The sequence below is a fragment of the Mucilaginibacter sp. P5_A6 genome (assembly GCF_056400585.1).
Genome location: NZ_JBFUKZ010000007.1, coordinates 16,049 through 30,889 on the forward strand (window position 1 = coordinate 16,049; position 14,841 = coordinate 30,889).

8 protein-coding genes are annotated in these 14,841 nt (G+C 40.6%); 4 read left to right on the forward strand and 4 right to left on the reverse strand.

Annotation, left to right across the window (positions count from 1 at the left end; translation table 11 throughout):
- Positions 1–73: 73 nt before the first annotated feature.
- Positions 74–1,966 carry a RecQ family ATP-dependent DNA helicase gene (locus tag AC1DO4_RS09100; protein WP_477415011.1) on the reverse strand — a complete coding sequence of 631 codons (1,893 nt, stop codon included), beginning with the start codon at positions 1,964–1,966 and terminating at the stop codon, positions 74–76.
- 165 nt (positions 1,967–2,131) lie between these two features.
- The gene (locus AC1DO4_RS09105; protein ID WP_477415014.1) at positions 2,132–3,268 is read right to left on the reverse strand and encodes an alpha/beta hydrolase-fold protein; all 1,137 of its coding nucleotides are present in this window, start codon (positions 3,266–3,268) and stop codon (positions 2,132–2,134) included.
- 346 nt (positions 3,269–3,614) lie between these two features.
- On the opposite strand from AC1DO4_RS09105, the gene AC1DO4_RS09110 reads away from it, so the two are divergent.
- From AC1DO4_RS09110 to AC1DO4_RS09120, 3 genes are all read left to right on the forward strand, one after another.
- Positions 3,615–6,620 (forward strand): SusC/RagA family TonB-linked outer membrane protein, encoded by a 3,006-nt coding sequence (locus tag AC1DO4_RS09110; protein WP_477415016.1) that lies wholly within the window; start codon positions 3,615–3,617, stop codon positions 6,618–6,620.
- 27 nt (positions 6,621–6,647) lie between these two features.
- On the forward strand, positions 6,648–8,240 hold the full coding sequence (locus tag AC1DO4_RS09115; RefSeq protein WP_477415018.1) for a RagB/SusD family nutrient uptake outer membrane protein: 1,593 nt from the start codon (positions 6,648–6,650) through the stop codon (positions 8,238–8,240).
- A gap of 68 nt (positions 8,241–8,308) precedes the next feature.
- Positions 8,309–9,424 (forward strand): SusE domain-containing protein, encoded by a 1,116-nt coding sequence (locus AC1DO4_RS09120; RefSeq protein WP_477415020.1) that lies wholly within the window; start codon positions 8,309–8,311, stop codon positions 9,422–9,424.
- A gap of 157 nt (positions 9,425–9,581) precedes the next feature.
- Here AC1DO4_RS09120 and AC1DO4_RS09125 read toward each other — a convergent pair whose 3' ends face one another.
- Positions 9,582–10,868: a citrate synthase gene (locus AC1DO4_RS09125; protein WP_477415022.1), complete on the reverse strand. Its 1,287-nt coding sequence runs from the start codon at positions 10,866–10,868 to the stop codon at positions 9,582–9,584.
- Between the two features lie 152 nt (positions 10,869–11,020).
- Between AC1DO4_RS09125 and AC1DO4_RS09130 the strand changes: the two genes are divergently transcribed.
- Complete coding sequence (locus tag AC1DO4_RS09130; protein WP_477415025.1) at positions 11,021–14,320, forward strand: PAS domain-containing hybrid sensor histidine kinase/response regulator; 3,300 nt, start codon at positions 11,021–11,023, stop codon at positions 14,318–14,320.
- On the opposite strand, the gene AC1DO4_RS09135 is transcribed toward AC1DO4_RS09130, so the two are convergent.
- A complete protein-coding gene (locus tag AC1DO4_RS09135) occupies positions 14,317–14,835 on the reverse strand; it encodes a DUF3347 domain-containing protein (protein ID WP_477415027.1) in 519 nt (172 codons plus the stop codon). The genes AC1DO4_RS09130 and AC1DO4_RS09135 overlap by 4 nt on opposite strands.
- Positions 14,836–14,841 lie beyond the last annotated feature (6 nt).

The window sequence follows — 14,841 nt, forward strand, 5'->3', positions numbered from 1 at the left end:
TTACCTTAACAACCTTCAGAAATGGATTACGAACCTAATAAGCCCGAACATTGAACCCCACTTCCTGCACCTCTTACAGGTAATACTTCTCCCCATCCGTTTTGATCTTCCCGGCATCAAGCAACAGGCGGATGGCTTCCATTTTCTCTTTTTCGGTGCCCACATTGATAGTGGTTATGAGTGTGCCGATATCCGGAGTTGATACGCTTAAAAACTGCACTATTTCATGGATGATGTTATCAAATATTTCGTCGGCATTTTTTTGGCGTTTTTCATCCAGGCAAACATCGCAGATCCCGCATTTACGGGCATTTGGCTCATCGAAATAAGCCAGCAGCATCTGGCTGCGGCATTTTTGATGAATAGCGTAAGCAAAAACAGCCTCCATTTTTTGACGGTAGGTTTCCTTACGCTCTTCAATATAGTTTTTGTTGATGAACAGGCGGGCTGCCTGCTGCCTGGCCTTTAAATAGGTGACCTGCGGCTTATCTGTTTGCTGCAGGTAACTAATTAAGCCAAACTGTTGTAGCTGCAGCAAGCCATCAACCACCTGCTGAACGCTCAGGTTTGTACGCCGGGCCAGGTCATATTCCTTAATCCTCACATAATCTTCAAACGAGCCTCCGTATGAGCGCAAAAGGGTTTTAATAAACGGATCCCAGCCCGCATTCTGGATCTGGAAGTTATATAACACCTCGTTCACCACCTCAAACCTGAAACGCGATGGCAGAAACACACTCTCATTGAATGAAAGGTATTCATCCTTTTCCAAAAATTTAAGCGCATTTAAGGTTTTGATCGCATCCAGCTTAAAACGGCTGCAAAAATCGCCCAGGTCAAGGTCAAAGCTTAACCCCTCGCCTGCCTCGTATGCAAGCTGGTAGTAATTGGCCAGGCAATGATACACTTGCTTAATTTCATCAACCGATGGAAAATTAAGCAGGAACATTTTCTCCTGCCGTAACCTATCGGCATGGGTATACAATAATACACCGTAAGCCTTTTGTTCATCACGCCCCCCGCGGCCAGCCTCCTGGTAGTAGGCCTCTAAACTTTCGGGCATATCTTTGTGGATCACAAAGCGTACATCGGCTTTATCAATACCCATCCCAAATGCATTAGTAGCAACAATTACGCGGATGCGGTTGCTTTTCCAGCTTTCCTGCCGTTCGGCCCTTATATCCATAGGAAGGCCGGCATGGTAATAGTCGGCTTTAATACCGTTATCATTGTAAAATTTTGCTATGTCGGCGGCATCTTTACGGCTGCGTACATAAACAATACCGCTACCTTTAACACCTTTTGCAATATCCAGCATCCTCCGAAGCTTGTTTTCGGCATTTTGCACTACGTAACTGATATTTTTGCGCTCAAAACTTTGCTGGTAAACAACCTGATCTTTAAACAATAGCTTGTCCTGTATATCCTGCTTAACTTCGGATGTTGCTGTGGCAGTAAGCGCCAGTACAGGCACATCGGGATGTAGCACGCGCAGATCGGCAATGTGCAGGTATGGTGGTCTGAAATCATATCCCCATTGCGAAATACAGTGTGCTTCGTCAACAGCTATCAGGTTTACTTTCATGTACCGGATGCGCTCGCGTACCAGTTCGGAAAGTAACCGCTCTGGCGAGAGGTACAAAAATTTAACCGAGCCGTAGATGCAGTTATCCAGCGCCAGGTCTATCTCGCGCAATCCCATGCCCGAAACTATTGCCACAGCATTGATGCCTTTGGCCTTCAGGTTTTCTACCTGGTCTTTCATGAGGGCTATAAGCGGCGAAACCACAATACAGATCCCCTCTTTGGCCAGCGCGGGCACCTGGAAACAAACAGATTTACCGCCTCCCGTAGGTAACAAAGCTAAAGTATCATGACCCAATAAAACAGATTTGATGATCTCGGCCTGCATCGGCCTGAATTGATCATGATTCCAGTACTGTTTTAATATTTCCTCTATGGTCATGTTTTGAGTCAGAAAGTCCGATAGTCCGGAAAGTTCGAAAGATAATAAATGTAATCTCAAGTCGGAAAGTTAGGAGGAGGAAAAATTGGGGGAAGATTTCAACCCGCTAATTCTAAACTTTATACTTTTGCCACTTCCGGTCTTTCGCACGTCCCAACTTCCCGGCTATTTAAAAAGCCATTTATAAAAATCCGGCCAGTCCCCCCTCCACTGTTTTTCGTTATGACTGGCACCTTTAATGATCACTACGGGCGAGTTTTGGGGCTTAATGCCTTTTTCCTGTACAATCGCGGCCATTTTTTTCATATCGGAAACCATATTTTCACTCTCGGCATCGCCACATACAAAGTAAAAACGTGTTTTATTACCCGGCTGTTTTTGTTTAGYCTGTTCATAAATCTCTGGCGCTATCCAAAACGCCGGCGAAAATATGCCTGCATTGCCAAATACGCCGGGATATTTAAGTGTGGCATACATCGATATCAATGCCCCCATTGAGCTGCCTGCAACGGTAGTATATTTTGTGCCGGCCTCGGTTTTATAATGCGCATCGATATATGGTTTCAGGGTTTTAACTAAAAAATCAACATAGTCAGCACCCCTGCCCTTGCCATATTTTGAATCGTAAGGATCATATTCTGTAATACGATAATCGCCGCCATGATCAATACCTACAACTATGCATTCTTTTTGGGGCGATACTTTATCCAGCAGCTCATCAATCCCCCATTCGCCATAGCCGCTATAGTAATCATCAAACAGGTTTTGCCCATCGTGCATATAAATTACGGGGTATTTCTTTTTGGATGATACATAATCTTTGGGAAGGTAGATCCATATGCGACGTTGCCTGGCCAGCTGCGGCATATCAAACCTATCGCTTATTATATGCACCCGTGCAGTGGCTGTATGCTGTTTTATGGCGGCGGCAAAATTATCCTGCCAGGCAGCAATATCTAATGTTACCGTTGTATCATTTACAAGGCTGAGCGTTCGGTTATCAATGCCTTTACCGGCGGCATTGCATTCAACAGCATCCCAGCTGCCGCGGGTAATCTTGTAGTTGTAAACACCCTTCGGCATCTCCTTTAAAAGCAGGTATCCGCCATTGTCATCGGGTTTCATTTGCCAGGCACTATCGGCAGGGTTCCAGTTATTAAAATTGCCGGCCAAAAACACATGCCCGGATGCAGGCTTTAAAGGGGCAATTTTGCCTGTTTTAAAGACTGTTTTTACCTGCCCAAAAAGCAAAAAACTTTGGCCAAAAAACCAAAACGCGCAGAAAAATATTTTTTTTATCATTATTAACTGTTTATTTGACATGTAATATTCCGGGAACGTTCCCGGAAATTGGTTGCATATTAGTAAAATTGCCTAATGTGTAATTATTACACTTAGTTTCATGCAAATCTTGGTCTATTTACAAATTTCCCACAAAAAAAGCGATAAATTATCAAAAAACACCTCCAGTTTTTATTTCATTAAAGTTAATTTTATCTTAATTAATTCCTTCAAAATTATCTTTTACATAAAATTTGCATTTATTATTTCTAAATGTAAATTAGTCACGTGCTATTACAGCAAAATTATCATACCAATTAAATACCGGCTAAATAAGCCTTTTTTATTCACACAAACCCAAAAGTAAATGAGAAAAAATTACTCAAAAAAGTACGTTCTTCTTTGTGCCTTTCTAATGATGTCAGTGATGGCATTTGCCCAAACAGGAAGCATCAGAGGTAAGGTATTAGACGAAACCAGTGCGCCCCTGCCCGGCGCTTCAGTTACTGTTGATGGTACAACCATTGGTGCAACTACCGATGCTAATGGTAACTATACCATAACCGGCGTTAAAACCGGGAACGTTACCGTAACCGCTAAATTTTTAGGTTATATCACAACAAAGAAAAATACTACAGTAGGTGGTTCTGCGGTTACAGTTGATTTTAACCTTCAGCCCGAAAGTAAAAGCCTGAATGAAGTTGTGGTTATAGGTTACGGTACACAAAAAAAGAAGGACCTGTCTGGTTCCATTGCAAACGTAACATCAAAAGATTTCCAGAAAGGTGTTATTACTACGCCAGAACAATTGATTGCCGGTAAAGTTGCGGGCGTTTCAGTTATTTCAAACAGTGGTGCCCCTGGCGCCGGAAGCCAGATCCGTATCCGTGGCGGTGCTTCTTTATCTGCAAGCAATGATCCGCTTATTGTTATTGATGGTGTACCGGTAAGTAACAGCAGCATTTCCGGTGCCGCAAATCCTTTGAGCTTAATCAACCCAAATGATATAGAGTCTTTCTCTATCTTGAAAGATGCCTCCGCTGCTGCAATTTATGGTAACAGAGCATCAAATGGTGTAATTTTAATTACTACAAAAAAAGGAAAATCAGGCAAACCTGCGATTGATTTTAGTTCACAGTTCTCTGTAGCCAAATTAGTTAAAGAAGCAAGTGTACTTTCAGCAAATCAGCTTCGCGCTTACGTAAAAGCAAACGGAACAGCTACCCAACAAGCGCAATTAGGTACAGCAAATACCGATTGGCAAAAACAGATCTATAAAACTGCTGTCTCAACAGATAACAATATCAGTGTTTCTGGTGCTACCAAAGTTTTGCCTTATCRTGTTTCTTTTGGTTACCTTGATCAGGATGGTATTTTAAAAACAAGCTCGTTGCAACGTCTTACAGGTGCAATTAACCTTAATCCAACCTTATTTACCGACCACCTTAAAATCAACTTAAACCTAAAAGGCTCGCAGGTAAAACAAAGGTTTGCAAACGAGGGCGCTGTTGGTGCCGCGGTTAGCTTTGACCCTACAAAACCAATATACTCCGGCAGCAAACGTTTTGGGGGCTATTATGAATGGCTTGATCCAACCTCAACTTCGGGATTAAGGTCATTAGCAGGTTTAAACCCACGTGGTTTGTTGGAACAACAAGATAACAGAAGCAAAGTTTACAGGAGCATAGGTAATTTACAACTTGATTATAAATTCCACTTTTTGCCCGAATTACACGCGAATGTTAACTTAGGATATGACATTTCAAAGGGTGATGGCCGTACCGTTATCCCCGATAGTGCCGCTAATGGATACAACCGTTTTAAAGACCCACAGGGAAAATTTCATGGCGGTACTAATAACATTTACAAACAAACACAATCAAATAAAATTTTTGAAGGCTATTTAAGCTATTCAAAAGACCTTAAGAGTATTGCGAGCCATGTTGATGCGGTAGCGGGTTATTCTTACCAGGATTTCCTGATCACTAATTACAACTATAACGACTATACTTACGATAAAACTGTAGTAACCTCTCCTACCTATCCATTTGATAAACCTGAGAACAGGCTTATCTCTGTTTACGGGCGTGTAAATTATGTATTCCAGGACAAATATATCTTAACAGGTACTGTACGCCGTGACGGATCCTCAAGATTTAATCCTGATCAAAAGTTTGGTACCTTCCCTTCAGGAGCCTTTGCATGGAAAATTAAAGAGGAATCATTCTTAAAAAGTTCGGCAGTAGTATCTGATCTTAAATTACGTTTAGGTTATGGTGTTACAGGCCAGCAGGAAGGCATTGGCAACTATGATTACATTTCTTATTATAACTTAAGTAATAGTACTGCTCAATACCAGTTTGATAATACATTTTATAGTCTATACCGACCAGGGGGGTATTACTACAATAGAACCTGGGAACAAACCGCGGCGGCGAACGTTGGATTAGATTTCGGGTTCTTGGATAACAGGATTACAGGTAGTGTTGATTATTTTRACCGTAAAACCACACATTTGCTGAATAAGATTTCGCAACCGGCTGGTACCAACTTCTCTAATGAAATTGTTGCGAATATTGGCGATGCCAAAAGTAGTGGTGTAGAGTTTAATATCAGCTCTGACATCATCAGGAACAACGATGTAACGTGGAATGTTAATTTTAATGCTACTTACAATACAAATAAAATCACCAAACTTACCATATCAAATGATCCAAATTATGCAGGTAGCCCAACCGGCGGCATTTCTGGCGGAACAGGTAACAACATCCAGATTCAGTCTGTAGGCTATGCAAGAAACTCATTTTATGTATATCAGCAAGTATACGGAACCGATGGAAAACCGCTTGATGGGGTTTTTGTTGACCGCAATAACGATGGCGTAATAAACGGACAAGACCTTTATCATTATAAAAGCCCTGATCCTAAGGGGTACTTTGGTTTAACATCAAATGTTACTTATAAAAAATGGTCGGCAGGTTTTGTAGCTAGGGCAAGCGTGGGTAATTATGCATATAATAACGTATTTTCTGGCTCAGGAACAAAAATCAGCGTTCTTAACCCGATAGGCATTATCAACAATGCGTCAACTAATTTATTAGAGAGCGGCTTAAGCGGCAGTAATGATAAAAATGTACTATCAGATTATTATGTACAAAATGCCTCATTTATCAGAATGGATAATGCAAACATCGGTTACAACTTTGGTAAAGTATTTGGAAGCAGAGGTAACTTACGGATAAGTGCAAATGTTCAGAATGTGTTTATTATAACAAAATATAAAGGGTTAGATCCTGAAGTAAGCAATGGAATTGATAATAACTTTTATCCAAGGCCACGCACTTATGTTTTAGGTTTAAATCTATCACTGTAATTATTTGATTATCATAAAAAAATTAACATGAAAAGTAATTCATTTAAAATATTATTAATAGCCGGGCTAATATCCGGAGGTTTGGTATCATGTACCAAAAAACTCGACCTGCTCCCAACCAACGATGTTACATCGGCGCAGGTGTATAGCACAGCAGTTGGTTATAAACAAGCTTTTGCGAAAGTTTATGGAAGCTTTGCATTAACAGGTAATAAAGGCCCCGCTGGTGATGATAATACTAAAGATATTCAAGGCATAGATGAAGGCACTTCCGATTATTTCCGCTTATTATGGTGTGCTCAGGAATTATCTACTGACGAAGCCGTTATAGGATGGGGAGACGTTGGCCTTCCTGATTTCCATAACATGAGCTGGTCATCAAGTAATGTGTTTTTAAAAGGCTTGTACTATCGTTCCATGTATCAAATCACACTTGCCAATGATTTTATCCGCCAGTCATCTGATGCAAATTTAAGCAGCAGGAGCATTTCAGGCGCCGATGCTGATAACATTCGGAGGTTTAAAGCAGAAGCCCGTTTTTTAAGAGCTTACCAGTATGCCACTTTAATGGATATGTTTGGTAACCCTCCATTTGTAACTGAAACCGATGCATTGGGCTCAACATTGCCTAAACAAATTTCACGCAAGGATCTTTTTACTTATGTTGAAAGCGAATTAAAAGCAATTGACGCAGGTTTAGCCGATCCTAAAACCAATGAATATGGCCGCGCTGATAAAGCAGCTGCCTGGGCCTTATTAGCAAGGATATATTTAAATGCTAAAGTTTACACCGGTACCGATAGGTATACTGATGCTATAACCTATTCTAAAAAGGTGATTGGCGCAGGTTATTCCTTAATTAGCGATTATACCAAGTTAATGCGTGCCGATAATAATTTGAACTCCAATGAATTTATCCTTACCATTAATTATGACGGACTGCATACACAAAGCTATGGAGGTGCAACCTTTATGACCCATGCACCAGTAGGCGGTTCAATGCCTGCATCTGAATTTGGCATTAGCGGTGGCTGGGGTGGAGCACGCACTACTAAAGCATTGGTTAACTTATTCCCGGGCGGTGCTTCAAGTGCTGATAAACGAGCACAATTTTATACCAGCGGCCAAAATCTTGAAATTAACGAGATAGGCACTTTTAACGATGGTTATGGCATAACTAAATTCAAGAATGTTAAAATAAGCGGGGGCGCACCTCAGAGTTTAGACTTCGCCGATATGGATATTCCAATTTTCCGCTTACCCGAGATGTACCTTACTTATGCCGAGGCGGTTTTACGTGGTGGTACCGGTGGTGATGCTGCTACAGCTTTAATTTATGTGAACGCATTACGTACACGTGCATACGGAAATATCACCGGAAACTTAACCAGTTTAACAGTTGATAATATCCTTGACGAAAGAGGCCGTGAGTTATATTGGGAAGGTTTCCGCCGTACAGATTTAATCCGTTATGGAAAATTTGTTGAGGATACTTATTTGTGGCCTTTCAAAGGCGGAGTTAAAGGTGGCAAAGGTGTTGAATCTTTCCGTACCATATACCCGTTACCAAGCAGTGATGTTGCGGCAAATACCAATTTAAAACAAAATACAGGATATTAAAAACGCTCCGGGCATCTTTTAATGGAGGTACCCGGTTAACCGTTGTATATAAAATTTAAGAAGAGATTATGAAAAAATCATTTACAAAATCCCTGGCTTTCGGCAGTATTGTGCTGCTGATGCTGGCATCCTGCAAAAAGGATGAAAGTAATAAAGTTGTAGTATCAACTTCAACAGCAAAAGGCACGCTGACAGCAAGTACAACTACACCGACTTTAAGCAAAGCGCACCTTACCGACAATGCCATCACATTCAACTTTAAAGCACCAAGCTTTGGCTTCAGTTCTGCAATAAGCAATTCGATACAAGTAAGTAGTACTGCTACTTTTGTGGATTCACTAACTAAAGAAGCTACCTTAAGCATCAAAGATGTTTCCAAAACATTTACTGTTATGGATCTTAACAACTTGTTGCTATCTTTAAAATTACCTGGAGATGTTTCAACAACCGTTCATGTACGTTTAAAAACACAGTTTACTGGTTCGGTAGTTACCCCTACTTATTCAAACGATGTTACGCTGACTGTTACTCCTTTTAGCTTAACTTCATTTTTGTATACAGTTGGCGCTTACCAGGGATGGGATATAAACCACCAGGACAGCTTGTTATCGGCTACAAGCAATGGTATTTACATTGGTATAATTAATTTCACGACAGGTAATAATCAATTCCTGGTTGTACCCGGTAAAAAAAGCTGGGATAATAAATACGCCACCAATGATCCTCAAAATACTACCAGCAGTAATGTAACTGTAGGTGCGCCCAATAACTTTTATGCTCCATCAACCGCGGGCTTTTATACTGTAACGCTCAACCTCAATACTAACAAAATTTCATTTGACCCTTTCACAAAATATTACAGTGTTATTGGAGATGGTGCAAACGGATGGAGTGATGGGAATGACGTAGATATGAAATCGGCAAATGACGGCACTGGATCATGGAGCGTTACGCTGGCATTAAAATCTACCGGATCGATCAAGATCAGACAGGGGCATGCCTGGGCAGTTAGTTACGGTATCCCTAAAACTGGCGCAGACGGTAAAACATTGGCAGCTTCAGATGATGACAATATTCCGGTGCCCGTTTCAGGAACGTATAAAATAACATTCTCACCTCATCTTAATGCTGATGGTACTGCAGATGATAAAACAGCCGCTTACACATTAGTTAAACAACCATAAGATTTTTATACAGTTGATTTGATTTGAAAGGCCCGCCCGGTGAAAACCAGCGGGCTTTTTTGATCATTGGTCATAAAAAAAGGAGATTAGTTTTACACCAATCGCCTTTTTACTTGTCCTTAATCCTTTGTCCTTCTATCCTTGCTCTGAAAGAAGACTACCTGTTCTTTATATCCTTATACTCCCTGTCAGTGTCACCTGTATAAATCTGGCGGGGGCGGCCGATGGGCTCTTTGTTCTCTTTCATTTCTTTCCACTGTGCAATCCAGCCGGGTAAACGGCCTAAAGCAAATAATACGGTAAACATTTCTGTGGGGAAGCCTAATGCACGGTAAATAATACCCGAGTAAAAATCAACGTTGGGGTAAAGTTTGCGCTCAACAAAATATGGATCTTTCAGGGCTACTTCTTCCAGCTTTTTGGCTATCGCCAGTACTTCATCATTAATGCCCAGTTTCTCCAGTATATCATCGCAGGCTTTTTTAATGATCTTAGCCCTTGGATCGAAGTTTTTGTATACGCGGTGACCAAAACCCATTAAACGGAACGGATCGTTTTTGTCCTTGGCTTTGGCAATCCATTTATCCGTGTCGCCCCCATCGTTCTTAATTTTCTCCAGCATTTCTATCACCGCCTGATTGGCGCCGCCATGCAGCGGTCCCCAAAGTGCCGAGATCCCAGCCGAAATAGATGCATATAAATTGGCATCAGATGAGCCAACAATACGCACTGTTGATGTAGAACAGTTTTGCTCATGATCAGCATGCAGTATCAGCAGTTTGTTCATTACATCAACTACCACCCTGTCAACCTTATAATCCTCTGTACGCTCGGCAAAGGTCATGTACAGGAAGTTGGTTACATAATCGTATTTATTTTGAGGATAAACTACCGGATGACCCAATGATTTTTTGTAGATCCATGAAACCACGGTGCTCATCTTGGCCAATAGTTTCATAATTTCAAGGTTTACCTCATCGGTTGACAAACCTTGCTTTAATGATTCGGGGTTAAAAGCAGCCAAAGCGCCAATCAAAGATGAAAGCTGGCCCATTGGATGTGATTTTGACGGAAAACCATCAAAAAACTTTTTCATATCCTCATGAACCAACGTATGGCGGCTTATCTGGTACTGAAACTCAGTTAATTCTTTTTCAGTTGGCAGGTCGCCATATATCAGTAAATAAGCTACTTCTATAAAACTGGCATTCTCGGCCAGTTGCTCAATAGAATAACCACGATACTTAAGGATGCCCTTTTCTCCATCAAGAAAAGTGATGGCACTTTTGGTAGCTCCAGTATTTTTGTAGCCGATATCCAGCGTTACATAACCGCTTTGATCCCTCAGTTTTGAAATATCTATTGCTTTCTCACCTTCTGTACCCTCAATTACCGGGAGTTCAAATGTTTTACCATCAATTTTTAGTTGTGCTGTTTCCGACATAGAAATTTTTGTATCTGCAACAAATGTAATTAAATCCGCGTATTAATAACCGCTAAGATAATTTACTGTTTGTAAATTTTTAGGTGCAAATTTATTAATTTTAGCTTCTATTATTGAGCCGTTCCTCCTAATTTATTAAAAAACCGTAAAGAATGTCGTTGAAAGTTAAAACATTGTTAATGATCCAAAACGACAATACAATTTACAGGTTATTGCTCATTGGTTTATTCATCGCAAGTCCATCTTTACATTACCTGTGCTATTATAACACTTATGATCCTGTTTGGTTAAGGGTAATCAATAGTCTTTTATGTTTAATATCGCTTGCGCTATCTTTCCACAGCAACAAAACCATCTATACAATAAGCACTTACATCACTATTTTAGCATTTATGCTAATCAATAACTGCATTTTACTCAGCATTAATGGTTTTGAACATGCCTACCTTTTTAGTTCCATTACAGTTTTTATAGCTTTAACCTTTTTTTGTAATAAAGCCTGGGAGTTTATTACCATAAGCGTCTTAAATTTATTTGCCATAATTACAGCTTACATTTTGGCGCCCCATTTAAATATATCTTTAGCCATATTGGTGGGGATTAGTATAATTTTTACCCTTATAGCGTGTGTATCATTCCTGGTGGTAAAAAGCTATCATTACCAGCTTAAAAATGCGGTAAAAAAGGTAATGGACCTTAATGCCAGCCTGGTGACAAATGACGGGATGCTGCGCGAAAGCCGTGAGCATCTTACATCGCTGATCAACTCAATTAATGATATTATTTTTGAGTTTAATGAAGATAAAGTTTGCCTTAACGTTTGGTTCAATGATCTATCCAAAAAAACGATCGATCCCCTGTTACTTGTTGGTAAAAAAATAGAAGAAGTATTAGGTGACGAAAAGGCAAAAAAATATAATGTAGCGCTCGACTATGTAATAAGCAATCGCCTGTCAACACATTTTGAATACATGTCTGATTACGATGCCGAACGATGGTTTATTGCCCGGGTCACGCCGTTGTTTGATCGTAATAACGCTTACATGAAGCGCATTTCTATAGCAATTACAGATATATCCGGGCAAAAAAAATATGCCGACGCCTTAAAGGCTAATGAGGCGCTTTTACTGGAAGCCCAGGCCATTTCAAAAACAGGTAACTGGTGGTATGAACCCGGCACTAATGAAACCTATTGGTCTGACAATTTGTATACTTTACTCGAGATTGACAGTATCCCTGCAAATTCCAGCAGATTTCATTACTACATCAGCCTTATACACCCTGATGACCGGGGAACCGTCGAAGCTTATTTATCAAGCGTACATACCATCACAAAACCCAAGCTTGAGCATAAATTTATTACCCCAAAGGGTAATTTAAAATATATCAAGATCACCCGTGGTGGGCTTTTACGGGATGACGAAGGCAATCAAAAACGCATTTTTGGTGTATTACAGGATGTTACCGAAACTAAGTTAGCCGAAAAAGCGGTAAAAATTAGCCAGGTAGAGTTAATGGAAGCACAAACCATCGCCAAAATAGGTAACTGGAAATGGAATTTAACCAACAATAAGCTTACATGGTCTGATGAACTGAATATCATCTATGAAATTGAGGCTGATACAAATCATGAGCAAAATTTGGTTAAGCAGGTGTTAAAGCATGTACATCCTAATGACAGGCATATATTAAAGCGACTGTTAAAAGATCCGGAAAACTTAATAAATATCTCGCGCGAGTACCGCATTATTACGCCAAACGGAAATATAAAATACCTGAGCATTATTATAGGCAAGCAAATGAGGCGCGATGATGGCAGCATACGCAAATTTATTGGCACCTTGCAGGATATAACCGAGCGCAAGCAGGCAGAGTTGGATTATCGCCAGTCGGAAAGTAAATACAAACTGGTTTTAGAGGCGATTAACCTGGCAGCCTTAACCCTGGATAAAAATGCCAATGTAATTTTCTGCAATAAATACCTGGCCAACCTGCTGGGTTATGCACAAAATGAGATCATCGGTTTAAACTGGATGAAGAATTTTGTGACCGATGATCTGCAGGATTTCCTGATGGGCTGGCTTGAAAACGATACAGTTGGCGCCCACTTTGTTAATCCTATTATTTGCCGCAATGGCGATCAGCGTATAATCAGCTGGCAAAACACGGTTAGCTACGATGAAAATGGCAACCTAAAAGAAACTACCAGCATTGGTGAAGACATAACCGACCAGCAAAAAGCCAGGCAAGAGCTGATATGGGCCAAGGAACTGGCCGAAAAATCGTCAAAATTTAAATCGGAGTTCCTGTCTATCATGAGCCATGAAATTCGTACACCGATGAACGCCGTTATTGGCACCACCAATTTATTATTAACCGAAGATCCGCGGCCCGAGCAGCTGGAATACCTCAATACACTTAAATTTTCGGGAGAGAACCTGCTGGCCATTATTAATGATATTTTAGATTACAACAAAATAGAGGCCGGTAAGCTGGAACTCAATAACTCCCGGTTTAACCTTCACCAGCTTATCCAAAAAATAAAGCAATCGTTTCATTCCAAAGTGGCCGAAAAACAGTTAACGCTTGATGTTATTATCGACGAAACTATTCCCGAAATGGTAACCGGCGATGCCATGCGTTTAAGCCAGGTGATGAATAACCTGTTAAGCAATGCGGTTAAGTTTACCCATACCGGCGGAGTTAGCATTAAATTAGAGAAGGAGCTTATCAACAATGCCAACGTAACTGTTAAATTTACTGTTACAGATACCGGAATAGGTATCTCTGCCGATAGCTTTAACATTGTTTTTGATCCTTTTATGCAGGATAAACAGGTTATTAACAATGATTACGGCGGTACCGGGCTTGGGCTTGCTATTACCAAACGCCTGGTGGAGCTTCATAACAGTACCATTTCTGTTGAGAGTGAATTGAGCAAAGGTACTTCATTCGCTTTTTCAATCACCTTTAATATTGCATCAAATCATACTGCATCCAAGGCTATAGGTTATCAGCCGGTCACACCTTCTGTTGCCGGGCATGTGCTCGATTTAACCGGCATGAAAATATTGGTGGTTGATGATAATAAAATGAACCTGATGATAGCTACCAGGTTTTTAAAGAAATGGAATGCGGAGGTTGATGAGGCTCTTAATGGCGAGATTGCGGTAAACATGGTAAATAACAACAGCTATAATCTCATTATTATGGATTTGCAAATGCCTGTTATGGATGGCTTTGAAGCAACTGCTATAATCAAAAAATCGCACCCCGATATTCCGATCATAGCACTAACTGCCGACGCTATGCCCGAAACTCATAACAAAGCATTTGAAGCCGGCATGAGCGATTACCTCACCAAACCCTTTGTACCAGAAACCTTGTTTGAAAAAGCAGCAAAATACTGTAAAACTACCATAGTTAACAGTCAGCGGGGAAAATCAAATTAATTCATTTGCTCCTTAACCTGTCCACACTCTTTCATATGCTCAGGGAAATAAGGGTTTTCGATGGCCTTATTGAGTGATAACCAGTATCCTCCTTTGCCGCTATCGGCCATAGGGCAATAATCAACATAAATGGTAGCAGTGTTTAATTTAGCACCTTTAACCAGCGTGATAACATCCTTACTTAAAATCAAAAAACTGGCACGCTGCGCTTTTACATCATCTGTTGCAGCAATCTGGTGGGCAAGTGTTGCGGTTTCTGAGCAACCTTTTATAACTGCCAGCTTACCTTCAAGGGCCGAAGCCCTTAATTTGATACCCGCTACATCTGATTTCAAGAACTCATCTTTCAACCCGATATATGCGGTAAAAACTTCAGTTGTATTAACAGTATCAACTACCCGTGATTCGGTAGCCGCAGTATCGGTTTTAGCAATATCCTGCTGTTTTGCCGGTTGATTACATGCCGATGCCGCTACAAGGGCCACAAACAGCAAAATATAGTTTACAATTTTCATTTATTA